This is a genomic window from Streptococcus mitis, assembly GCA_001560895.1.
GTDB classification, from domain to species: domain Bacteria; phylum Bacillota; class Bacilli; order Lactobacillales; family Streptococcaceae; genus Streptococcus; species Streptococcus mitis_Q.
Genome location: CP014326.1, coordinates 1,605,047 through 1,630,476, shown reverse-complemented (window position 1 = coordinate 1,630,476; position 25,430 = coordinate 1,605,047). Strand labels below are relative to the sequence as shown.

General features: G+C 40.9%; 19 protein-coding genes. 18 read left to right on the top strand and 1 reads right to left on the bottom strand.

Going from position 1 to position 25,430, the window contains the following annotated elements:
* Positions 1–41: 41 nt before the first annotated feature.
* The 13 genes from AXK38_07680 (at position 42) to AXK38_07620 (ending at position 19,956) form a co-directional block, all read left to right on the top strand.
* The gene (locus AXK38_07680) at positions 42–800 is read left to right on the top strand and encodes a triose-phosphate isomerase (protein ID AMH89127.1); all 759 of its coding nucleotides are present in this window, start codon (positions 42–44) and stop codon (positions 798–800) included.
* A gap of 70 nt (positions 801–870) precedes the next feature.
* Positions 871–2,625, top strand: coding sequence for a 1,4-beta-N-acetylmuramidase (locus tag AXK38_07675; GenBank protein AMH89126.1), 1,755 nt, complete (start codon positions 871–873; stop codon positions 2,623–2,625).
* 1,404 nt (positions 2,626–4,029) lie between these two features.
* On the top strand, positions 4,030–4,419 hold the full coding sequence (locus AXK38_07670) for a transposase (GenBank protein ID AMH89125.1): 390 nt from the start codon (positions 4,030–4,032) through the stop codon (positions 4,417–4,419).
* A 438-nt stretch (positions 4,420–4,857) separates the two neighbouring features.
* Positions 4,858–12,660, top strand: a complete 7,803-nt coding sequence (locus AXK38_07665; protein AMH89124.1) for a peptidase M26 — start codon at positions 4,858–4,860, stop codon at positions 12,658–12,660.
* Positions 12,661–13,552: 892 nt separating this feature from the next.
* On the top strand, positions 13,553–14,071 hold the full coding sequence (locus AXK38_07660; protein AMH89123.1) for a DNA starvation/stationary phase protection protein: 519 nt from the start codon (positions 13,553–13,555) through the stop codon (positions 14,069–14,071).
* A 129-nt stretch (positions 14,072–14,200) separates the two neighbouring features.
* Positions 14,201–14,707, top strand: a complete 507-nt coding sequence (locus AXK38_07655) for a dihydrofolate reductase (protein ID AMH89122.1) — start codon at positions 14,201–14,203, stop codon at positions 14,705–14,707.
* Positions 14,707–14,877 carry a hypothetical protein gene (locus AXK38_07650; GenBank protein ID AMH89121.1) on the top strand — a complete coding sequence of 57 codons (171 nt, stop codon included), beginning with the start codon at positions 14,707–14,709 and terminating at the stop codon, positions 14,875–14,877. Before AXK38_07655 ends, AXK38_07650 begins: the two co-directional genes overlap by 1 nt.
* 36 nt (positions 14,878–14,913) lie before the next feature.
* On the top strand, positions 14,914–16,146 hold the full coding sequence (locus AXK38_07645; GenBank protein AMH89120.1) for an ATP-dependent Clp protease ATP-binding subunit ClpX: 1,233 nt from the start codon (positions 14,914–14,916) through the stop codon (positions 16,144–16,146).
* A gap of 8 nt (positions 16,147–16,154) precedes the next feature.
* Entirely contained in the window at positions 16,155–16,742 is a 588-nt protein-coding gene (gene engB, locus AXK38_07640; GenBank protein ID AMH89119.1) for a GTP-binding protein, read from the top strand.
* Between the two features lie 9 nt (positions 16,743–16,751).
* The gene (locus AXK38_07635) at positions 16,752–17,132 is read left to right on the top strand and encodes a regulator (protein AMH89118.1); all 381 of its coding nucleotides are present in this window, start codon (positions 16,752–16,754) and stop codon (positions 17,130–17,132) included.
* Between the two features lie 51 nt (positions 17,133–17,183).
* Positions 17,184–18,074 (top strand): ATPase P, encoded by an 891-nt coding sequence (locus AXK38_07630; GenBank protein ID AMH89117.1) that lies wholly within the window; start codon positions 17,184–17,186, stop codon positions 18,072–18,074.
* Positions 18,071–19,048, top strand: a complete 978-nt coding sequence (locus tag AXK38_07625; GenBank protein AMH89116.1) for a hypothetical protein — start codon at positions 18,071–18,073, stop codon at positions 19,046–19,048. The genes AXK38_07630 and AXK38_07625 overlap by 4 nt, the downstream gene beginning before the upstream one ends.
* Positions 19,045–19,956: a sporulation protein gene (locus AXK38_07620; GenBank protein AMH89115.1), complete on the top strand. Its 912-nt coding sequence runs from the start codon at positions 19,045–19,047 to the stop codon at positions 19,954–19,956. The genes AXK38_07625 and AXK38_07620 overlap by 4 nt, the downstream gene beginning before the upstream one ends.
* Positions 19,957–19,989: 33 nt before the next feature.
* Here AXK38_07620 and AXK38_07615 read toward each other — a convergent pair whose 3' ends face one another.
* The gene (locus tag AXK38_07615; protein AMH89114.1) at positions 19,990–20,958 is read right to left on the bottom strand and encodes a ferredoxin--NADP(+) reductase; all 969 of its coding nucleotides are present in this window, start codon (positions 20,956–20,958) and stop codon (positions 19,990–19,992) included.
* Between the two features lie 138 nt (positions 20,959–21,096).
* Here AXK38_07615 and AXK38_07610 point away from each other — a divergent pair, with 138 nt between their 5' ends.
* The 5 genes from AXK38_07610 (at position 21,097) to AXK38_07590 (ending at position 25,380) form a co-directional block, all read left to right on the top strand.
* Complete coding sequence (locus AXK38_07610) at positions 21,097–21,954, top strand: ABC transporter permease (GenBank protein ID AMH89113.1); 858 nt, start codon at positions 21,097–21,099, stop codon at positions 21,952–21,954.
* On the top strand, positions 21,941–22,705 hold the full coding sequence (locus AXK38_07605; protein ID AMH89112.1) for a hypothetical protein: 765 nt from the start codon (positions 21,941–21,943) through the stop codon (positions 22,703–22,705). The genes AXK38_07610 and AXK38_07605 overlap by 14 nt, the downstream gene beginning before the upstream one ends.
* Positions 22,706–22,729: 24 nt before the next feature.
* Positions 22,730–24,082: a phosphoglucosamine mutase gene (gene glmM / locus AXK38_07600; GenBank protein ID AMH89111.1), complete on the top strand. Its 1,353-nt coding sequence runs from the start codon at positions 22,730–22,732 to the stop codon at positions 24,080–24,082.
* A 73-nt stretch (positions 24,083–24,155) separates the two neighbouring features.
* Positions 24,156–24,530 (top strand): transposase, encoded by a 375-nt coding sequence (locus AXK38_07595; GenBank protein ID AMH89110.1) that lies wholly within the window; start codon positions 24,156–24,158, stop codon positions 24,528–24,530.
* Between the two features lies 1 nt (position 24,531).
* A complete protein-coding gene (locus AXK38_07590; protein AMH89109.1) occupies positions 24,532–25,380 on the top strand; it encodes an EDD domain protein in 849 nt (282 codons plus the stop codon).
* The last annotated feature ends 50 nt before the right edge of the window (positions 25,381–25,430 follow it).

Genomic DNA, 25,430 nt, shown 5'->3' with positions numbered 1-25,430 from the left:
TAAAATAAATAGAAAATAAATTGAAAAAAGAGGTATGTGAAATGTCACGTAAACCATTTATCGCGGGTAACTGGAAAATGAACAAAAATCCAGAAGAAGCTAAAGCATTTGTTGAAGCAGTTGCATCAAAACTTCCTTCATCAGATCTTGTTGAAGCAGGTATCGCTGCTCCAGCTCTTGATTTGACAGCTGTTCTTGCTGCTGCTAAAGGTTCAAACCTTAAAGTTGCTGCTCAAAACTGCTACTTTGAAAATGCAGGTGCTTTCACTGGTGAAACTAGCCCACAAGTTTTGAAAGAAATCGGTACTGACTACGTTGTTATCGGTCACTCAGAACGCCGTGACTACTTCCATGAAACTGACGAAGATATCAACAAAAAAGCAAAAGCAATCTTTGCAAATGGTATGCTTCCAATCATCTGTTGTGGTGAGTCACTTGAAACTTACGAAGCTGGTAAAGCAGCTGAATTCGTAGGTGCTCAAGTATCTGCTGCATTGGCTGGATTGACTGCTGAACAAGTTGCTGCATCAGTTATCGCTTACGAGCCAATCTGGGCTATCGGTACTGGTAAATCAGCTTCACAAGACGACGCACAAAAAATGTGTAAAGTTGTTCGTGACGTTGTAGCTGCTGACTTCGGTCAAGAAGTTGCAGACAAAGTTCGTGTTCAATACGGTGGTTCTGTTAAACCTGAAAACGTTGCTTCATACATGGCTTGTCCAGACGTTGACGGCGCCCTTGTTGGTGGTGCGTCACTTGAAGCAGAAAGCTTCTTGGCTTTGCTTGACTTTGTAAAATAATTAGTAAGTAGCAAAAGCTAGGTGGAACAGCATTGAGATGTCTGTTCCATTTTTTATAGGAGAGGAAAGATTGAAAACAAAGATTGGAAAAATCGGATTAGCAAGTATCTTTTTACTAGGATTGTCAGTTAGTCATATTGCTGCAAATGAAACTGAAGTGAAAGCATCTTCGGAAGGAAGTGGCATCCAGACTTCTTCTAGTAAGGCAGAGGAAAAGAAATCAGAAACGACGGCAAGTCAAAAAGAGGAAGAGAAAAAGGTTGAGGTCTCTTCTAGTCAACAGGCAGAGAAAAAGGAAGAAGTGAAAGAGACGCGCGCTAGTAGTCAAAAATCGGAAAGTAAACCAACTTCCACATCAGCACACTGGGAAGGCGACTTCTATGTGAAGGCAGATGGGTCAAAAGCTAAGAGTGAGTGGATCTTCGATACTAGCTACAATAGCTGGTTCTATATAAAAGCAGATGGTCGTTATGCCCAAAAAGAATGGCATGGAAACTACTACCTCAAAGCGGGTGGTTACATGGCTACAAATGAATGGGTTTACGATAATCATTATAAGAGCTGGTTCTACCTCAAGGCTGATGGTTCTTATGCAAATCAAGAATGGCATGGAAACTACTACCTCAAAGTGGGTGGCTACATGGCCAAGAGTGAATGGGTTTACGATAACAATTATAAGAGTTGGTTTTACCTGAAATCTGATGGTTCTTATACAAATCAAGGATGGTATGGCAAATACTACCTCAAAACGGGTGGCTACATGGCCAAGAGTGAATGGGTTTATGATAGCAATTATAAGAGTTGGTTTTACCTGAAATCTGATGGTTCTTATGCGAATCAAGAGTGGTATGGTAAATATTACCTCAAAGCGGGTGGCTACATGGCCAAGAGTGAATGGGTTTACGATAACAATTATAAGAGTTGGTTTTACCTGAAATCTGATGGTTCTTATGCAAATCAAGAGTGGCAAAAGGTAGACGGCAAGTGGTATTATTTCAAGAAGTGGGGTTATATGGCTAAAGATGAGTGGCAGGGTAACTACTATTTGACAGGAAGTGGTGCTATGGCGACTGGTGAATTAGTCATGAATGATGCTCGCTATATTTTTTCTGACTCAGGTGAGTTAAAAGAAAAGAAAGGCTTGAATGTTGGCTGGGTTCACCGAAATGGCCACCGTTACTTCTTTAACCAGCGTGAAGAACAAGTTGGGACTGATCAAGTTAAAAAGGTCATCGATGTCAGTGAGCACAATGGTCGTATTAGTGACTGGAAAAAAGTCATCGACGATAATGGCGTTGATGGAGTTATTGTTCGTTTGGGCTATAGTGGAACTGAGGACAAGGAATTGGCTTATAATATCAAGGAGTTAAACCGTCTTGGAATTCCTTATGGGGTTTACCTCTATACTTATGCTGAAAATGAGACTGATGCTGAGAATGATGCCAATCAGACCATTGAACTCTTGAAAAAATACAAGATGAACTTGTCTTACCCTATCTATTATGATGTTGAGAACTGGGAATATGTCAATAAGACCAAGAGAGCTCCAAGTGATACTGGAATCTGGGTCAAAATCATCAATAAGTATATGGCAACAATGAAGAAGGCTGGTTATCAAAATGTGAAAGTTTATAGCTATCGTCAACTTTTGCAAACTCGTTTGAATCATCCCGATATTTTGCAACACGTTAACTGGGTAGCAGCCTATACGGATGCGCTTGATTGGAATAATCCTCACTATTCAGGTGAAAAAGGATGGCAATATACTTCATCTGAATATTTAAAAGGAATTCGTGGTCATGTTGATGTCAGCGTTTGGTATTAAGATGTAGGTTTAAGAAAGCTAGCTAAAAGAAATTCTACCACCGATTTGTAGTCTAAATATTTTTATGCTACCTATTGATACAATTTTTTATGATGGAGATTTCGATATAGAGATCTTTGTCAACTGTAAAAGTATTGGAAGCTGGGAAAAACTGGCCTCCAGACATAAAACAAGCGAGCATCTCCACGATTGGAGATGCTCGTTTTCTAATATCATATTCATAAGAGAGATATAGGTGATACTCTTCGAAAATCTCTTTAAACCACGTTGGTTTCACCTTGGATTATATATGTGACTGACTTCGTCCGTCTTATCTACAACCTCAAAGCAGTGCTTTGAGCAACCTACGGCTTGCTTCCTAGTTTGCTCTTTGATTTTCATTGAGTATCAATTTAATATTATTGGGATACCTAAAGCTGTGGCCTTGTGTAAAATAGTATTATCTATCATTAGTAATAACTATCCATTGTTTAAGCGCACTTTACGGAGTGAGACGTATTAATAGTTACACAAATACAATGTAGTTATTCGGATAAGCTTAGGACAATTTCTTTAAAAATTTATTTATCCATCCACTCTGTATTACAGACACCAGATATTAAGAAAAATAATCACCAGTATGGGAATCCACTGTATTATAATCATACCTAAATTCTTGAATATAGTGACTCTCAACCGGAGGGCGAATTTTTTCTATGTTCAACATTTCTCATTCTTATTAATTCTCCCAAAACTAGCTTGCTCTTGTTATATTATACGTACGTTCTGAAAGTATTGACTAGATTTTTAGATATTCTAGATGTGGGGTGACCTTTGGTCAACCGTAGCGAGCCAGAAAATCATAAAATTCTTCACGAGTGGTCCTTTTTCCAATTAGCTTCTTATAAACTCTGTAGAGATGGTCAATTGTTACATACTCTCCTTCAAACTCTCTTTTAACAATTCCTGCTCGTTTTCAAATATTACATAAGCATGATTTATACTTCCTCGTGTTTCAAAAAGAAGAATAGATGATCCTTCTTTTTGAAACTTAGACAAAGTTCTAGTAATCGTACTTGGGTTAAAATTCAAGAGTTCTATCATTTCTTTTGAGCTCTTCTTTTTGGAACGGAAAGGGTAGAATTTGAAGCTGTTGATGAAATTTAGATTAGGAAACATCTTTTAAAAAGGTATTATATTTTCTTGTTTTAATATAACGTGCTTTTGTTTTTCTGTTTATTCAGTGTAAATTGTACAATGTGGCGAAGTTCATTATTATGTGACTATTAGTCCGTATCGCTCAGTTAGGTGCGAGACAAAAAAACCACCCGCTATGCGGGTGCGCGTCGAAGGTTATACCCAAAAAACTCCAAACGCGATACAATAAAGGTGTTCAAGCCAATTGTAAAGCGAAAGGAGAAAAATATGGCACAAAAGGCACATAGTTTATCGCACACAAAGTGCCACTGTAAGTATCACATTGTGTTCACCCCTAAGTATAGACGAAAAATAATCTATAATCAATATCGAAGTAGTTTAGGAGAAATATTTCATCGTTTGTGTAGTTATAAAGGAGTTGAAATTATCGAGGGTCACTTAATGCCAGACCATGTACATATGTTAGTCAATATTCCACCAAGGATAAGTGTTTCAAGTTTCATGGGGTATTTAAAAGGTAAAAGTGCATTCATGATGTTTGACGAACACGCCAATCTCAAGTACAAGTTTGGGAATCGTCATTTTTGGGCGGAAGGTTATTATGTGAGTACGGTTGGACTCAATGAAGCCACAATTAAGAAATATATCCAAGAGTAAAGAAATTATCCAGTGGATGATTTCTTCACGAGTATGAAAATTTGAGAACGAGTAAAGCATGATATAGAACTAGATAAATTAAGTATAAAAGAATATGAGGATCCCTTTAGGGATAATGGTAAGTAATACTAAAGCCTCTTTAAGAGGCAAGTGACGAGTCAAGAGCAATGAGGCTTGAACAATGTGAAAGCCAGCGTCTTTAGGCGCTGGCTGGTAATTTGGGCTTATAGCTCTGGTTCAAACCACCCGTTAGACGGGTGGTCATTATTTTGTATATTTTCACAATTGCATTAAGAAAATTTAAAAAGCTTGTAACTTGGTATTATGTTGTTTAAAAGTATTTTCAAACTGAAAAAATTGACCAAAAATTTGAATAATTAACTATAATTGGGTAAAATAGATAGTATGGCATATTATATTTAAGAGGAAAAAATTAAAATGAAACAATGGTTTTATGGAGAAAAACGTCAGCGTTTTTCTTTTAGAAAATTGTCAGTTGGATTAGTCTCGGCTACTATTGGAAGCTTCTTTTTTAGCAGTCTAATAGCTGGAGATTTATCCCCTGTTAAAGCTACAGAGATTTCACATGGACAGTCAGCTCAAGTGAGCTACTATTATGTAATGGAATCTGAATTAACTGAAGCAGAGAAGTCTATCTTGATCAGAGATATTCCCAAGCATGTTGAAGAGATATCAGAAAGCTATTACTTAGTTTATCGTCCCAAAGATCAAAAATTAGGATATGGAGCATTACCTCAGACCGGCTACTCTGGGGTCTGGGAGTCAATTTTTGCAGTTGCGGGTTTTACATTCTTGGTGTTAATATTTGCTAGGGCTAAGAGTGGCAAGAGATATTTATCGTCTATCTTATTGGTGACAGGAATGGGGTCTGTGTTACTATCTCCGACTGCCTTGGCTGTGACCAACCTTGAGCTTGCTGCGTATAATCAAAGTATAAATTTAGGTGTTGGAGAATCTCTTCCAAAACCTTTGCAGATTGATGGCTTTGAATATATTGGTTATCTAAAGAATGAGGATAACAAGAGAAATATCCTTTATTCTTCTCATAAGGATAAATCATTAGTAGACTATGGCACCAATCCAGATACAGCTCCAGTTCATGAAGTTCTAGAGTTAGATGAGTATGGCACGAGTCCGGCTAAAGCCTCAGTTCACGAAGTTCCAGAGTTAGTAGACTATGGCACGAGTCCGTCTACAGCTCCAGTTCACGACGTTCCAGAGTTAGTAGAGTATGGTACAAGTCCAGACACAGCTCCAGTTCACGAAGTTCCAGAGTTAGATGAGTATGGCACAAGTCCGTCTACAGCTCCAGTTCACGAAGTTCCAGAGTTAGATGAGTATGGCACAAGTCCGTCTACAGCTCCAGTTCATGAAATTCCAGAGTTAGATGAGTATGGCACAAGTCCGTCTACAGCTCCAGTTCACGAAGTTCCAGAGTTAGTAGACTATGGTACCAATCCTTCAACGTCTCCAGTTCACGAAGCTCCAGAGTTAGATGAGTATGGCACGAGTCCGTCTACATCTCCAGTTCACGAAGCTCCAGAGTTAGATGAGTATGGCACAAGTCCAGATACAGCTCCAGTTCACGAAGTTCCAGAGTTAGTAGACTATGGTACAAGTCCAGCTACAGCTCCAGTTCACGAAGTTCCAGAGTTAGATGAGTATGGCACAAGTCCGTCTACAGCTCCAGTTCACGAAATTCCAGAGTTAGTAGACTATGGCACCAATCCAGATACATCTCCAGTTCACGAAGTTCCAGAGTTAGATGAGTATGGCATGAGTCCGTCTACAGCTCCAGTTCACGAAGTTCCAGAGTTAGTAGGCTATGGTACCAATCCTTCCATGTCTCCAGTTCACGAAGCTCCAGAGTTAGATGAGTATGGCACGAGTCCGTCTACAGCTCCAGTTCACGAAGTTCCAGAGTTAGATGAGTATGGCACGAGTCTGTCTACAGCCCCAGTTCACGAAGTTCCAGAGTTAGATGAGTATGGCACGAGTCCGTCTACAGCTCCAGTTTACGAAGTTCCAGAGTTAGATGAGTATGGCACGAGTCCGTCTACAGCTCCAGTTCACGAAGTTCCAGAGCTAGTAGACTATGGCATGAGTCCGTCTACAGCCCCAGTTCACGAAGTTCCAGAGTTAGATGAGTATGGCACGAGTCCGTCTACAGCTCCAGTTTACGAACTTCCAGAGTTAGATGAGTATGGCACAAGTCCAGACACAGCTCCAGTTCACGAAGTTCCAGAGTTGAAATTCAGTATAAATGACATTATCAGAATGGAAAAGATAGATTTTTCTATCGTCGAGCTGTATACAGATGAGATTACAGAAGGCACTCGTAACATCGCAACCCCGGGAGTTCAAGGCGAGCGTACGATTAAGACCCGTATCTACAGCTCTAATGGTCAGGAAATTGACCGTCAAGAGTTGTCAAATGAGGAGACCTTATCCCCAGTTACCCAGGTTGTTAAAGTTGGAACAGCTAAGCCGACTATGATTCCGAATGAATCACCGACAGCAGAATCTCTTCCAGAGTACCCGTTAACCTTCACCGACGAAGTTCGGGTAGAGAAAATCAACTTCACAGTTCGTGAAGAAGAAACGGACGAACTTGTTCAAGGCAGTCGTAATATTGTAACCCCGGGAGTTCCAGGTGAGCGTAGGATTAAGACCCGTATCTACAGCTCTAATGGCCAGGAAATTGACCGTCAGGAGTTGTCAAATGAGGAGACCTTATCCCCAGTTACCCAGGTTGTTAAAGTTGGAACAGCTAAGCCGACCATGGTTCCGAATGATGCACCGAAAGTAGGATCTCTTCCAGAGTACCCGTTAACCTTCACCGACGAAGTTCGGGTAGAGCAAATCAACTTCGCAGTTCGTGAAGAAGAAACGGATGAACTTGTTCAAGGCAGTCGTAACATCGTAACCCCGGGAGTTCCAGGTGAGCGTAGGATTAAGACCCGTATCTACAGTTCTAATGGTCAGGAAATTGACCGTCAAGAGTTGTCAAATGAGGAGACCTTATCCCCAGTTACCCAGGTTGTTAAAGTTGGAACAGCTAAGCCGACTATGATTCCGAATGAATCACCGATAGCAGAATCTCTTCCAGAGTACCCGTTAACCTTCACCGACGAAGTTCGGGTAGATAAAATCAACTTCACAGTTCGTGAAGAAGAAACGGACGAACTGGTTCAAGGCGCTCGTAATATTGTAACCCCGGGAGTTCCAGGTGAGCGTAGGATTAAGACCCGTATCTACAGCTCTAATGGTCAGGAAATTGACCGTCAAGAGTTGTCAAATGAGGAGACCTTATCCCCAGTTACCCAGGTTGTTAAAGTTGGAACAGCTAAGCCGACTATGATTCCGAATGAATCACCGACAGCAGAATCTCTTCTAGAGTACCCGTTAACCTTCACTGACGAAATTCGAGTAGATAAAATCAACTTCGCAGTTCGTGAAGAAGAAACGGACGAACTTGTTCAAGGCAGTCGTAATATTGTAACACCAGGAGTTCAAGGTGAACGTAGGATTAAGACCCGTATCTACAGCTCTAATGGCCAGGAAATTGACCGTCAAGAGTTGTCAAATGAGGAGACCTTATCCCCAGTTACCCAGGTTGTTAAAGTTGGAACAGCTAAGCCGGCTATGGTTCCGAATGATGCACCGCAAGCAGCTTCTTTAGAAGAGTTCGACTTAATTACACTGCATAATTTATTGACAGAAGCAACTCAAATTAAAGCAGAGGCACGTTATTTCAATGATGATCAAAGTCATCAATCTAACTATGATTCTGCATTGATGGCAGCTCAGGCGATTCTTACTCAATCCCAAGCCAGTCAAGCAGAAATCAATCAACTGGTGGAACAAATCAAACAGGCTAAGGCGCAATTAAGCGGTCTTGAGGTTGTCAAAACGGCTCTTCAGACTGAGTACGATTTAAATGTCACTGTTAAAACTTCTGCTAAATATAAGAATGCTGATTCAGATAAGAAGACAGTTTATATAGAGCAATTGGCTAAGTCAGAAATAGTTCTAAATAGTCAAACGGCTACACAAGTACAAGTCAACCAAGTTCTTGCTAGTCTGCAAGCCGCTAAAGAAGCACTCAATGGAGTGCCGAAAGTCAAGCCAACAGTTTCGATTCTAAGTCTGACTGAAAATGCAGATGATAAGTCGGTTACGGTCCAATATAGATTGGAAGACCAAACAAAGTCCTTCCGTTCAGCTATTGCAGAATTATATCAGGGGGATAAGCTTGTTCGTACTCTTCCAATCACTAATTTCGATGATAGTCTAAAAATTGGAGAGTTGGATTACTACACAGCTTATACTTTGAAAACCAAGCTGACCTATGAACTGGACAATGGTAGTTTCACTGAGTTTGAAACAGACAGTCGTGACTTTGAGTTAGAATATAAGAAGATCTCTTTCCGAGATGTTGATTCAGTTGAGTTTTACAGTAAAGATAATGGCCAATATAAGCGATTGGTATCAATGAGTTCCATGCCTAAAGATCTGTCAAACTACTTTGTCAAAGTCAAATCAAGTGAAGCTAAGGAAATGCTTCTCCCAGTTCATAGTATTTCTGAAATCCAAAAAGACGGAAAAGATGTTTATAGGGTAACAGTCTCGTTGCCTGAGCTTGTTCAAGAAGGTGAGACAGGCTACAAGTCTGGCTACGACTTCTATATTAGTAAATCAGTTTCTAGTCAGCAAAATGTTTACACTAGCTTTTCTGGATTGATAGATGCTATGAAGAAAAATATGGCTAGTAATTATGTTTTGGGAGCTGATTTGGATGCTAGTGAGGTTAGTCTGGCACCTGCGGATTATGTCTATCTCAGAGGGAACTTCACAGGCAGTCTGACTGGAAATCATAATGGTAAGCAGTATGCTATCTATAATCTAGCTAAGCCTTTGTTCGAAAACCTCAAGAGTGGTTCTTCTGTTTCTGGTATAGATTTGAAGGATGTCAATATTGTGGGTAGCTATGACTCTGCTGCCTTAGCTCGGAGTGCAGAAAATGCTCGAATTACAGATGTTTCTGTCCAAGGTAAAGTATCGGTGATAGGCAATGCTTCTAATGTGGCAGGACTGGTTGTTAGTGCTACAAACACACAAATTTCCAACAGTTCCTTCACTGGTGTCATCCAGGCAAACGAGAAACAGGGCAAAGAATATAATGTTGGTGGTTTGGTTGCTAACCTTAAGGGAGGAGATTCCTTGCTCAGTCAAAGCAGAGCAGATGTGACCATCTTAGCAGGCGCTAGAGCCAACAACCAACGATTCGGCGGTTTGGTCGGTCGTTTGGAGAACAATGCCCGTATCAGTCGTTCTTATGTAACTGGAAAGATTCAAAATACTACTAAGAATGGTCAGATTGGCGGTATCGTAGGATCCAATTACTTCAATGGCTTGGTTGACAATGTTATCAGTAATATTAGTGGTACGAATGTTTATAGTATTTCTGGAGATCAAGCTTACAATAATGATCGTATTACAGAAGCTTATGCTGTTGAAGGAAATCAAACACTGGAAAATGACAAGTTTGTCACTTCAACACTGACTCTGAACGAGGCAGAAGAGAAGCTAGCTAGTTTAGATATTACGACAAATCTAGAGGATACGAATCTTAACCTTTATTCTGTTAACTATGCTCAAGAGAAGAATGCTCGAGAAAATCGTTTAATAGCTTATTCCAATATGGAAAAACTCCTTCCGTTCTATAACAAGGAGACAATCATTAGCTATGGAAATAAACTCCCAGATCATCATAAGCTCAATACAGAATATTTGTTGGATGTTGTTCCGATGAAAGGTGACCAGATTATCACTGATATTAATAGCAATAAGGCATCTATTGACCGTTTGATGTTACACTTCGAGGATAATACGGTTGATTACCTGAATTTGACTTATAAAGGAGAGTTTAAGAACCAAGCAATTGCAGAATACAGTGTAAATGGCTTAGATCTCCTTTATACACCTGAAGCTTTCTTATCAGACTATAGCAGAGTTCTGAATCAAGTACTGCCAGAGTTGAATAAGGTAGTTCTTGACTCACCAGCCATGCGAACTGTTTTAGGTGTAAATGCTGACACTTCCTTGGATGATCTTTATCTTGATACATCCTTTGAACAAGTCAAGACCAAGCTCTCAGAAGAGTTACGCAAAGTTCTGGCTATGGATAAGTCAATCAATACTGAAGGCAATGTTGTGGCTGACTATGTAGCTCATAAGATTACAGCCAATAAGGAAGCCTTCTTGCTTGGGCTTACCTATCTTAACCGTTGGTATAATATTAATTATGATAATATTAATGTCAAAGATTTATCTGCTTATAAGTTTGATTTCTTTGGCAATCATAGTGCTTCAACGATAGATACCATTATTTCACTAGGTCAGTCAGGAATGAATAATCTTAAAGCTAAGAACAATCATTTAGCTTATGATGCTTCGCTCTCTGAAGCGACTGGTAAGCGTGGACTTTTCAATTATTTGGAAAATTACCGTCAAATCTTCTTGCCATACAAGACAAATAATGAATGGCTCAAGACCAATACAAAAGCTTATATCGTAGAGTCTAAGTCAGATATAGCAGAGGCTAGAAAACTTCAGGATACAGCTGAAGGCAAGAGTAAGTATTCTGTCGGCGTTTATGATAAGATCACTGCTGATAATTGGGAATATAAGGGCATGCTTCTACCACTCTTGACTATGAGTGAGAAGGGTGTCTATGTTATCTCCAATATGTCCACCATCTCCATGGGTGCTTATGATCGTTACCGAGATGTTGTCGATGGTAAGGTAAGGACAGATGCAGAGTTGGTAGAATACGTAGAAGATAGAGTTAGAAAATCAGCTGAGTATCAGCGCGATCATTATGATTTCTGGTACAAGATTCTAAGTCCAGAAAGCAGGGACAAGCTTTTCCGTTCCGTACTAGTTTACGATGGATTCCTAATGAAAGATAGGACTGGTCAAAGATATTGGGCTCCAGCTAATGATAAGAAATCGCTAGCTATGCAGGAGTTCTTTGGACCAGCAGGCAAGTGGTATCCAAGCAAGGGCTACAATGCCTATGCTACAGGAAGTGTAACCCACTTTGACGCCGCTCGTTTATTGGAAGACTATGGTAACTCTGTTTATACGCATGAAATGACCCATAACTCTGACGGCGGCATCTACTTTGAGGGAAATGGTCGTCGTGAAGGTCTGGGAGCTGAACTCTATGCTCGAGGACTCTTGCAATCTACTCCAACTCCTGACGAGCCAACTATTACTCTTAATACCCTCTTCAAGGTGGATAAAGATTCTAAGACACGGATGCATACGTATAATTTCAAAGAGCGTGTTCAAAATGCAGCAGACTTGCAACACTATGTTCATGGTATGTTTGATATGATCTATACACTCGATTACTTAGAAGGTACTTCTATGCTTAAGCAGAGTGATGATGCTAAGCTTCAGTGGTTCAGAAAGATGGAAAATTACTATATTACAGATAAGTATGGTAATGAGACCCATGCTGGTAACCAGACACGAACCTTCACTGCAGAGGAAATTAAGCAGCTAACTAGTTTCTATTCTTTGATTGAGAATGATATAATCACACGTCGAGAGAACAAGGACAATGGTAAATATGGACGGAATGGCTACCTCAGTCTCAGCCTCTTCTCACCAATCTACTCAGCTTTGAGCAATCCAAATGGAGCGCCGGGTGATGTCATGTTCCGCCGCACGGCTTATGAGTTACTGGCAGCCAAGGGATATCATGAAGGATTTGTTCCTTATGTTTCTGGTAAGTACTCTAAGGAAGCCTTTGATGAAGGTAAGAAAACGTGGGATGGATGGTCCGGAAGGGATGTAGGTCTAGTGACAGACCAAAAAGTCCTGGAAAATGTATTTAAAGGCGAATATGACTCTTGGGTAGCTTTCAAGAAGGCTATGTATAAGGAGCGGATTGATCAGCTGACCAAGCTCAAGCCGATCACTATTGAGTACGAACTTAGAAATCCAAATAGTACTAAGAAAGTAACTATTCGTTCTTACGCACAGATGCAGAAACTGATGGATGAAGCAGTAGCAGAGGATGTAGGTAACATTACCAATGCTACCAGCCGCGTTGATGCTAGCTGGGTCAACCTGCTCAAGAAGAAGATATATAATGCTTATCTTCGTGAGACAGATGATTTCAGACAGTCTATATTTAAGAAATAAGGAATCTTATGTTTCTTCAATTAAATTTTATGGTAGTTTTCTCAGTTTTTAAGTGATGAGTATCTGAGATCTATCGAGACTGTGATGGATAAGAGCGCCATGGAATGACTGATGAGAAAAAGCATTAGCTAAAAAGTTTCCTAAAAATGAAATCTCTAGAAGAAAACAGTTTTCTATAAAGCGAATGATGAAATAATAAAAAATTAAGCAACGGCCTTGTTCCTCATTTCAAGAGGGGGAAGGTCGTTCTTGTGTTGTTTGAAATTTTGGTAGTATAGTTAGTTGAATCAATAGCGGGACAAATTAGTTTATAAAATATTATGAAAAATCAGTTTGAATTTCTCAATCAACTTGTTCACATTTTATTTCAATCTACTATAAAATAAAAATACATTTTTTGTTGATAGTTTATTTAAGAAATATCGTAGTTCAAGAATGCACTTTACAATTTAATAGCTCTTATGGATGCGACTGTATTTTAGGAAAGTAGTGAAAGAGTTTTTACCACAATCTATAACGAAATAGGAATTTATGTTCTTTTTTATTTTGCGTATCAGATACTTTTATAAGAGTCATGGTAGTATTAATCATTATAATGATATCGGTGGAATTCAATCCATACACTTTATAAATTTGTACAGAAACTTGTTGCCTCAAAAGAGCTTATATTTTCAGTCTTCAATAAATTTGTATTCTCTTTTTTCTTTATTTTGTCGCAGTTAAGAAATGTGTAAAGGGACTGTGTTTTATTCTAAAAAAATTCTTAAATTATCAGTCTATTGCAACTTTTCTCATGTGGTTCATTTGACTTGCTATTTGTTTTCCTTAGTAGTATACTAAGGTAGTAATCATTAAGAAGTGGTTACAAAAAATAATGAATGAGGTAAAGAAAATGGTAGAATTGAAAAAAGAAGCAGTAAAAGATGTAGCATCATTAACAAAAACAGCGCCAGTAGCATTGGCAAAAACAAAGGAAGTATTGAATCAAGCTGTTGCTGATTTGTATGTAGCCCATGTGGCATTGCACCAAGTGCACTGGTACATGCGTGGTCGTGGTTTCCTTGTATGGCATCCAAAAATGGATGAGTACATGGATGCTCTTGATGGTCATTTAGATGAAATCAGCGAACGATTGATTACACTCGGAGGTAGCCCATTCTCTACATTGACAGAGTTCCTTCAAAACAGTGAAATCGAAGAAGAAGTTGGAGAGTTCCGCAATGTAGAAGAAAGTTTGGAACGTGTCCTTGAAATTTATCGTTACCTCATCACGCTTTTCCAAGAAGCTTTGGATGTGACAGATAAAGAAGGCGATGATGTAACCAATGATATCTTTGTTGGAGCTAAGGCTGACCTTGAAAAAACAGTCTGGATGCTTGCGGCAGAATTAGGACAAGCACCTGGTTTGTAAGAAACAATAGAAAATATATAAATCTGTAGGAAATTTCTTACAGATTTTTTCTATTCTGTAAGCTATTCCAAACCAGTCTTTTTTTGAGTTTTTTGATAAAATAGTACTATCAGTGAAAAGGATGGAAGCATGACTAAAAAAATCGTAGCTATTTGGGCCCAGGATGAAGAGGGTGTGATTGGTAAGGACAATCGTCTGCCTTGGCATTTGCCAGCAGAACTGCAACACTTTAAAGAAACAACTCTGAATCATGCTATCTTGATGGGGCGTGTGACCTTTGATGGGATGGAACGCCGCTTGCTTCCAAAACGTGAAATCTTGATTTTGACACGTAACCCGGAAGAAAAGATAGATGGAGTTGCTACTTTTCATGATGTCCAGTCTGTCTTGGACTGGTATCAGGCTCAAGAAAAGAATCTCTATATTCTTGGTGGAAAGCAGATTTTTCAGGCTTTTGAACCCTATTTGGACGAAGTAATTGTGACTCAAATTCATGCTCGGGTGGAGGGAGATACCTATTTCCCTGAGGAGTTTGACTTATCTCTTTTTGAGACAGTTTCAAGCAAATCCTATGCCAAAGATGAGAAAAATCCTTATGATTTTACCATCCAATACCGCAAGAGAAAGGAAGTCTAATGGAACGTAGTATATTTGGTTTTTTCACAGCCATGCTGTGTTTGGTCTGCTTGCTTGCAGGAGCACAGGCTTTTCGTAAAAAGCGTTATGGACTTTCTGTCCTGCTCTGGTTAAATGCCTTTACCAATTTGGTCAATAGTGTCCATGCTTTTTACATGACCTTATTTTAGATAGAATGACAGTATAGAATAGAACGGAAGGAAATCATGCCTACAACTAGGAATAATGATATGATGGTTTATTGCTCATTTTGTGGCAAAAGCCAAGAAGAAGTACAAAAAATAATCGCTGGGAACAACGCCTTTATCTGTAATGAATGTGTGGAGTTAGCCCAGGAAATCATTCGAGAGGAGTTGGCTGAGGAAGTCTTGGCAGACTTGTCTGAGGTACCAAAACCAATCGAACTCCTCCATATCTTGAACCATTATGTAATCGGTCAAGATCGTGCCAAACGTGCCTTGGCAGTGGCAGTTTACAACCACTACAAACGCATCAATTTTCACGATACGCGTGAAGAGTCAGATGATGTGGATTTGCAGAAATCAAACATCTTGATGATTGGCCCAACTGGTTCAGGGAAAACTTTCCTTGCCCAGACCTTGGCGAAGAGTTTGAACGTGCCTTTTGCGATTGCGGACGCGACAGCTCTTACGGAGGCTGGTTATGTGGGCGAGGACGTGGAAAATATCCTCCTTAAACTCTTGCAGGCTGCTGACTTTAACATCGAACGTGCAGAACGTGGGATTATCTACGTGGATGAAATTGACAAGATTGCTAAGAAGAGCGAGAACGTGTCTATCACACGTGACGTTTCTGGTGAAGGAGTGCAACAAGCCCTTCTTAAGATTATCGAGGGAACTGTTGCCAGCGTACCGCCTCAAGGTGGACGCAAGCATCCACAACAAGAGATGATTCAAGTGGATACCAAAAATATCCTCTTCATCGTGGGTGGTGCCTTTGATGGTATTGAAGAAATTGTCAAACAGCGTCTGGGTGAAAAAGTCATCGGATTTGGTCAAAATAACAAGGCAATTGACGAAAACAGCTCTTACATGCAGGAAATCATCGCAGAAGATATTCAAAAATTCGGGATTATTCCTGAGTTGATTGGACGCTTGCCTGTCTTTGCAGCTCTTGAGCAATTGACGGTCGATGACTTGGTTCGTATCTTGAAAGAGCCAAGAAATGCCTTGGTCAAACAATACCAGACCTTGCTGTCTTATGATGATGTTGAGTTGGAATTTGATGATGAAGCCCTTCAAGAAATTGCTAATAAAGCTATCGAACGCAAGACAGGAGCGCGTGGACTACGCTCGATTATCGAAGAAACCATGCTGGATGTTATGTTTGAAGTACCGAGTCAGGAAAATGTGAAATTGGTCCGCATCACTAAAGAAGCTGTCGATGGAACGGATAAACCAATCTTGGAAACAGCCTAGAGGTGACTATGGAAATCAATACACACAATGCTGAAATCTTACTCAGTGCGGCGAATAAATCCCACTATCCGCAGGATGAACTGCCAGAGATTGCCCTAGCAGGGCGTTCTAATGTTGGTAAATCTAGCTTTATCAATACCATGCTCAACCGTAAGAATCTGGCTCGTACATCAGGTAAACCTGGGAAAACTCAGCTTCTCAACTTCTTCAATATCGACGACAAGATGCGCTTTGTGGATGTGCCTGGTTATGGCTATGCCCGCGTTTCCAAAAAGGAACGTGAAAAGTGGGGGCGCATGATTGAGGAGTACCTAACAACTCGGGAAAATCTCCGTGCAGTTGTCAGTTTAGTTGACCTTCGTCATGATCCGTCAGCAGATGATGTGCAGATGTACGAATTTCTCAAGTATTATGAGATTCCGGTTATCATCGTTGCGACTAAGGCAGACAAGATTCCTCGTGGTAAGTGGAACAAGCATGAATCAGCAATCAAAAAGAAATTAAACTTTGACCCAAGTGACGACTTTATCCTCTTTTCATCTGTCAGCAAGGCAGGGATGGATCAAGCTTGGGATGCAATCTTAGAAAAATTGTGAGGAAAAGAAATGGCAAAAATAATTCATACAGATAAAGCTCCAAAGGCTATCGGACCTTATGTTCAAGGAAAAATCGTTGGCAATCTTTTGTTTGCTAGCGGTCAAGTTCCCCTATCTCCTGAAACTGGGGAAATTGTAGGAGAGACTATCCAAGAACAGACAGAACAAGTCTTGAAAAACATCGGTGCTATTTTGGCTGAAGCAGGAACAGATTTTGACCATGTTGTCAAAACAACTTGCTTCTTGAGCGATATGAACGACTTTGTTCCTTTTAATGAGGTTTACCAAACGGCCTTTAAAGAGGAATTTCCAGCTCGTTCAGCAGTAGAGGTAGCTCGTCTTCCTCGTGATGTAAAAGTCGAAATCGAAGTCATCGCAGAGATTGGATAAGCTAGTTGAAGTTTGGTGTTGCCAAACTTCTTTTGATATAAGGAGAAAAAGATGACAAAGAAACAACTTCACTTGGTGATTGTGACCGGGATGAGTGGGGCAGGAAAAACTGTAGCCATTCAGTCCTTCGAGGACTTGGGATATTTCACTATTGATAATATGCCACCAGCCCTCTTGCCTAAGTTTTTGCAGTTGGTGGAAACAAAGGAAGACGACCATAAGTTGGCCTTGGTAGTAGATATGCGTAGCCGTTCTTTCTTCTCAGAGATTCAAGCTGTTTTGGATGAGTTGGAAAACAAGGAAGAACTGGACTTTAAAATTCTCTTTTTGGATGCAGCAGATAAGGAATTGGTCGCTCGTTACAAGGAAACCAGACGAAGTCACCCGCTAGCAGCAGACGGTCGTATTTTGGATGGAATTAAGCTGGAACGTGAGCTCTTGGCACCTTTGAAAAATATGAGTCAAAATGTGGTGGATACGACTGAACTTACTCCACGTGAGCTGCGTAAAACCCTTGCAGAGCAGTTTTCAGACCAAGAGCAAGCCCAGTCTTTCCGTATCGAGGTCATGTCTTTTGGCTTTAAATATGGAATCCCGATTGATGCAGACTTGGTCTTTGATGTCCGTTTCTTGCCAAATCCCTACTACCTACCAGAACTGCGTAATCAAACGGGTGTGGATGAACCAGTTTATGACTATGTTATGAATCATCCTGAGTCAGAAGATTTTTATCAACATTTATTGGCCTTGATTGAGCCGATTCTGCCAAGTTACCAAAAGGAAGGTAAGTCCGTTTTGACCATTGCCATGGGTTGTACAGGTGGACAACACCGTAGTGTGGCCTTTGCTAAACGCTTGGCGCAGGACTTATCCAAGAATTGGCCTGTCAATGAAGGACATCGTGACAAAGACCGAAGAAAGGAAACGGTAAACCGTTCATGAGAAAACCAAAGATAACGGTGATTGGTGGAGGGACTGGGATCCCTGTTATTCTTAAAAGTCTGCGTGAAAAAGATGTGGAAATCGCTGCTATCGTAACGGTGGCAGATGACGGTGGTTCATCAGGTGAACTTCGAAAAAATATGCAACAATTGACACCGCCAGGTGATCTTCGTAATGTCCTGGTAGCCATGTCAGATATGCCTAAGTTTTATGAGAAAGTCTTTCAGTACCGCTTTTCTGAGGATGCAGGAGCTTTTGCTGGTCATCCATTGGGTAATCTCATTATAGCTGGCCTGTCAGAAATGCAGGGTTCGACCTATAATGCCATGCAGTTACTGAGCAAATTTTTCCATACAACTGGGAAGATCTATCCTTCCAGTGACCATCCTTTGACCTTGCATGCAGTTTTTCAGGATGGGACAGAAGTAGCTGGAGAGAGTCATATAGCAGACCATCCAGGTATGATTGACCATGTCTATGTGACCAATACCCTTAACGATGATACGCCTCTGGCCAGCCGTCGAGTAGTGCAGACTATTCTTGAAAGTGACATGATTGTCCTCGGACCTGGTTCTCTATTTACCTCTATTTTACCTAATATCGTGATTAAGGAAATCGGGCAGGCGCTTTTGGAAACCAAGGCAGAAATCGCCTATGTCTGCAATATCATGACCCAACGTGGGGAGACGGAACACTTTACAGATAGTGACCACGTGGAGGTCTTGCATCGTCACCTTGGCCGACCTTTTATCGATACTGTCTTGGTGAATATCGAAAAAGTGCCTCAGGAATACATGAATTCCAACCGTTTTGATGAATACTTGGTGCAGGTGGAACATGATTTTGCTGGTCTTTGTAAGCAAGTTCCGCGTGTGATTTCATCTAACTTCCTTCGTCTGGAAAATGGAGGTGCCTTCCACGATGGGGATTTGATTGTGGACGAATTGATGCGCATCATACAGGTGAGAAAATGAGTTTCACAGTAGCAGTAAAAGAAGAAATCCTAGGTCAGCACCATCTGAGCCGACATGAATTATCTGCCATTATCAAAATGTCTGGCAGTATCGGTCTTTCGACTTCGGGTTTGACCTTGTCTGTCGTGACAGAAAATGCCAAGCTGGCTCGTCACCTCTATGAGTCCTTTCTCCATTTTTATGAAATTAAATCGGAAATTCGCCACCACCAACGGAGCAATCTTCGCAAGAATCGGGTCTATACCGTTTTTACAGATGAAAAGGTGCAGAGCTTGTTGAGTGATTTGCACTTGGCAGACTCTTTCTTTGGCCTGGAAACAGGTATTGACGAGGCGATTTTATCGGATGAGGAAGCAGGCCGTGCTTATCTCTGTGGCGCTTTCTTGGCAAATGGGAGTATTCGTGACCCTGAGTCAGGCAAGTACCAGTTGGAAATCAGTTCTGTTTATCTAGACCACGCGCAAGGGATTGCCTCTCTTCTCCAGCAGTTTTTGCTGGATGCCAAGGTGCTTGAGCGCAAAAAGGGGGTTGTGACCTATCTCCAGCGTGCCGAAGATATTATGGACTTCTTGATTGTCATCGGAGCCATGCAGGCGCGTGATGATTTTGAGAGAGTAAAGATTTTGCGGGAAACTCGTAATGACCTCAATCGGGCCAACAATGCCGAGACAGCTAATATTGCTCGGACAGTTTCTGCCAGCATGAAGACCATCAACAATATCAGTAAAATCAAAGATATTATGGGCTTAGAAAATCTGCCAGTGAATTTGCAGGAAGTGGCGCAGCTGCGGATTCAGCATCCAGACTACTCAATCCAGCAGTTAGCAGATAGCCTCAGCAACCCTCTGACCAAAAGTGGTGTCAACCACAGACTCAGAAAGATAAATAAATTAGCCGATGAACTATAAAACCACGAATCCTATGTGACTCGTGGTTCTTTTTTATAAACTGGTTGAGTGTTTTGGCTGTACTTTTTGCTCAGGGTCGATGTAGTTGATGGCATTGTTGACAGCAGTTGGAGCTTCTCCCAGTCCTGTCGCAATCAGATCAATTTTTCCGTCATAGTAGCAACAGTCACCGATAGCATAGATACCTGCTTGGCTAGATTCCTGTTTGCTGTTGACGATAATCTTGTGGCGGTTGAGGTCCAGACCCCAGTTTTTGAGGTTACCGACAGAAGATTTGAAACCATAGTTGACAAAGAGGTGATCTAGGTCAATCGTTTCGGTTTCATCAGATTTAACTTTTGTGATTTCAAGTTTATCAAGCGTTGTTCGATCTCCAAGGAGTTGGCTAGGGACGAATGGTGTCTTGATGGTCACAGATGATTCTTGCAAAGCTTGCACACTGTGTTCCAAGGCACGGAAATTATCTCTGCGGTGAACAAGGGTAGTTGGCGCAATTTTTTCAAAAGCCAAAGCCCAATCCACAGCTGAGTCTCCTCCACCAAGAATCGTCACTTTCTTACCAGCGTATTGCTGAATGTTGGAAACGTGGTAGTGGATATTTTCATAGCCTTCAACGCCTTCTAGTTCCAGAGGACGTGGTTTGAAGGCACCGCCACCCATAGCGATGATAACTGTTTTAGTCAGGTGACTACCTTTAGAAGTTGTAATGGCAAATCCTTCTTCTTGTTTTTCAATCTCAAGAACCGTTTCATTGAGATGAATAGGGGTATCAAAGCCGTTTAGTTGTTCAATCAAGCGGTTGGTCAACTCTTCTCCAGTCAAATTTGGGAAACCTGGTACGTCTAGGATTTCCTTTTCAGGGTAGAGAATAGCAGGTTGTCCACCTAGTTGTGGAAGAGAGTCGATGATTTGGACCTTAGCTTGGCGTAGGTGGGCATAGAAGGCTGCAAAAAGCCCGACGGGACCACCACCTACAATGGTAATATCATAGAGTTGAGACATGGTTTCTCCTTTGTTTTTTCTAGTCAGTTTATTTTATCATATTTTTTCTTTAATTTAAAATGAAGTAGGATAGGGAAAAAAATGCTAGAAAAATGGTATAATAGAAAGGAACGTGTTTGGACAGAGAGGAGACAGCAGATGAACTTTCAACAATTATCCAACCTGCAATATTGGACTAGCTTGTTTTCTAGTCCTTGGAGTATTGCCGTCAATCTGTTTGATATTTTGATTGTGACCTATGTTTTGTATCGTTTTACAAAAGCGATAGCTGGTACCAAGATTATGATTTTGGTGCGTGGGGTCCTGATCTTTGTATTAGCCCAGGTTGTGGCCAATATTCTTGGTTTAACAACGATTTCTTGGTTGATTAATCAGATTATCACCTATGGAGTTATTGCTGCGGTTGTTATCTTCTCTCCAGAGATTCGGACTGGTTTGGAACGCTTGGGAAGGGCGACAGATTTTTTTTCTACTAGTCAAATTAGTGCGGAAGAGAAAATGATTCGTGCTTTTGTTAAGTCAGTTGAATATATGAGTCCTCGTAAGATTGGTGCTCTGGTTGCCATTCAACGGGTTCGGACCTTGCAAGAATATATTGCGACAGGAATTCCTTTGGATGCCAAAATTTCGGCAGAACTCCTCATCAATATTTTTATTCCCAACACCCCCCTACATGATGGAGCTGTGATTATCAGAGAAAATCGGATTGCGGTGACTTCTGCCTATTTGCCCTTGACAGAAAGTACAGGGATTTCCAAGGAATTTGGAACCAGACACCGGGCGGCTATCGGTTTATCAGAAGTATCCGATGCCTTGACTTTCATCGTCTCAGAGGAAACAGGTGGTATCTCTATTACCTACAATGGTGTCTTCAAGCATGATTTGACTCTTGAAGAATTTGAAGCAGAGCTACGAACTCTTCTTTTGCCAGCAGTTGAGGAAAAAGTCAGTTTCAAGGACCGTTTGCTAGGAGGTTGGAAATATGAGAAAAAATAGTCTATATATCATTTCATCTCTCTTTTTTGCTTGTGTCTTATTCATTTATGCAACGTCGACCAACTTTCAAAATAGCAATACCGCAAGGCAGGTAAAATCGGAAACCTACACCAATACGATAGCAAATATTCCCATCGATATTCACTATGATGATGACCAGTATTTTATTAGCGGATTTGCATCAGAGGTTTCTGTTGTGCTGACAGGAGCCAATCGTGTGACCTTGGCAAGCGAAATGCAGGAAAGTACTCGTAAGTTCAAGGTGACAGCGGATTTGACAGATGTTAGTATTGGAACGATTGAAGTTCCTTTAAACATTGAAAATCTTCCTAGTGGATTGACCGCTGTGGCAACGCCTCAAAAGATAACAGTGAAAGTTGGGAAGAAGGTTAAACGAGATGGGATGCTTGTTGTGCCACAAGTTGACCAAAGCCAGGTTGATCCCAAGCTACAAATTGATAGTGTAACCGTATCAAATGAACGAGTTTCGGTTACGACTGACCAGGAAACATTAGCTAAGATTGACAAAGTTATTGCGCTTTTACCAACCAGCGAACGCATAACAGGTAATTATAGTGGTTCAGTACCTTTGCAGGCAATCGACCGCAACGGGGTTGTCTTACCAGTAGTAATCACTCCGTTTGATACAACAATGAAGGTGACTACAAAACCAGTATCACCAAGTTCAAGCACAAGCAGTTCGTCGGAGACGTCTTCGTCAACGAAAGCAACTAGTTCAAAAACGAATTAAAAATAGAAAAAGGATTTTATAAAAATGGGTAAATATTTTGGGACTGATGGAGTCCGTGGAGAAGCTAACGTAGAACTAACGCCAGAATTGGCTTTTAAATTAGGACGTTTTGGAGGCTATGTTCTTAGTCAACATGAAACGGAAGCGCCGAAAGTCTTTGTAGGACGTGATACACGTATTTCAGGAGAAATGCTAGAATCTGCCTTGGTAGCTGGTCTTCTTTCAGTTGGGATTCACGTATACAAACTAGGCGTTCTGGCAACACCAGCAGTAGCTTACTTGGTCAAAACTGAAGGAGCAAGTGCAGGTGTCATGATTTCTGCTAGCCATAATCCAGCCCTTGATAATGGAATCAAGTTCTTTGGTGGTGATGGCTTCAAACTAGATGATGAAAAAGAAGCGGAAATTGAAGCCTTGCTAGATGCTGCGGAAGATACTCTTCCTCGTCCAAGTGCAGAAGGTTTGGGAACTTTGGTAGATTATCCAGAAGGTTTGCGTAAGTATGAAAGCTATCTGGTTTCAACTGGAACTCCCCTTGAAGGAATGAAGGTTGCCTTGGATACAGCCAATGGTGCAGCGTCTACAAGTGCCCGTCAAATCTTTGCAGCCCTTGGTGCCCAATTGACGGTTATCGGGGAAACACCAGATGGTCTTAACATTAACCTCAATGTTGGTTCTACACACCCAGAAGCCCTTCAAGAAGTGGTCAAAGAAAGCGGTGCAGCTATCGGTTTGGCCTTTGACGGAGACAGTGACCGTTTGATTGCGGTTGATGAGAATGGCGACATCGTTGATGGTGACAAGATTATGTACATCATTGGGAAATACCTTTCTGAAAAAGGACAATTGGCCCAAAATACAATTGTGACAACCGTTATGTCTAACCTTGGTTTCCACAAAGCCTTGGACCGCGAAGGCATTAACAAGGCAGTCACTGCAGTTGGCGACCGCTATGTTGTTGAAGAAATGAGAAAATCAGGCTACAATCTTGGTGGTGAACAATCTGGTCACGTTATCTTGATGGATTACAATACCACAGGTGATGGTCAATTATCTGCAGTCCAATTGACGAAAATCATGAAAGAAACTGGTAAGAGCTTGTCAGAGCTGGCCGCAGAAGTAACCATCTATCCACAAAAATTAGTCAACATCCGAGTGGAAAATGCCATGAAGGAAAATGCCATGGAAGTGCCAGCTATCAAGGCCATCATTGAGAAGATGGAAGAAGAAATGGCAGGAAATGGCCGTATCCTTGTTCGCCCAAGTGGAACAGAGCCCCTCTTACGTGTTATGGCAGAAGCGCCTACAACAGAAGAAGTGGACTACTATGTTGATACCATCGCTGATGTAGTTCGAGCTGAAATTGGGATTGACTAAATCCTAGAAAACTAGATGAAAATAAAAATTTATGGTACAATAGCTTATAATATTGTAGCTAAGGGAGAGAGACATGAATCTTAAACGTGAACAAGAATTTGTTAGTCAGTATCATTTTGATGCGCGTAATTTTGAATGGGAAAATGAAAATGGAGCTCCTGAAACCAAGGTAGATGTGAACTTCCAATTGCTTCAACATGACCAAGAAAATCAAGTGACTTCCTTAATTGTCGTCTTGAGTTTTATGATTGTATTTGATAAGTTTGTCATTAGTGGAACCATTTCACAGGTGAACCATATCGATGGTCGTATTGTCAATGAACCAAGTGAATTGAGCCAAGAAGAAGTGGAAACTTTGGCTCGTCCATGTTTGAATATGCTCAATCGTTTGACTTATGAAGTGACTGAAATTGCATTAGACTTACCAGGAATCAATTTGGAGTTCTAATATGAAACTAGCTGTTATTACAGATTCCTCTGCCTTTCTCAGTACAGAGACCTTGCAGAGAGAAGATTTGTTTGTCTTGGATATTCCTGTCAATATTGATGGTGAGGAGTATGTTGAAGGCATCAATCTGACTGCCGAGGAATTTTATCAAAAAATGGCTCAGGCTTCTGAATTGCCTAAGACCAGTCAACCAAGCATTGCCAAGTTAGATGAAATCTTAACTTCGCTCAAAGAACAAGGCTATACCCATGCCTTGGGGCTTTTCCTATCTTCTGGAATTTCAGGTTTTTACCAAAATATCCAGTATATGGTGGATGATTATGAGGGCTTGACCATTGCTTTCCCAGACACCTTGATTACAAGTGCTCCGCTGGGTATTATGGTTGAAAGTGTCTTTAACTGGCGAGACCAGGGCGATGATTTTGCCATTATTCAGGATAAGCTAGCCATTCAAATCAGCCGTACGTCAGCCTTTATCATGGTAGATGACTTGGACCATTTGGTGAAAGGTGGACGCCTTTCAAATGGGGCTGCTATTTTGGGCAATTTGCTTAGCATTAAGCCAATCCTTTATTTCAATGACCAAGGTGTGATTGAGGTTTACGAAAAAGTTCGTACTGAAAAGAAAGCAACCAAGCGCTTAATTGAGATTATCAAGGAAACAACAGCTTCAGGCCAATATCGGGTCATTGTCATTCATGGAAATGCTCCTGAAAAGGCTGAAGAATTGCGTCAACACTTGCTTGAATCTGGAGTGGGTACGGATATTTCACTAGCTACATTTGGTAGTGTCATTGGAACTCACCTAGGAGCAGGAAGTATTGCTCTGGGTTATATTCCAGTGATTTAGTTGGCACTTTTAGACTAGTTAAGAAGTTAGCAGTTGAACACGCCTGGAAC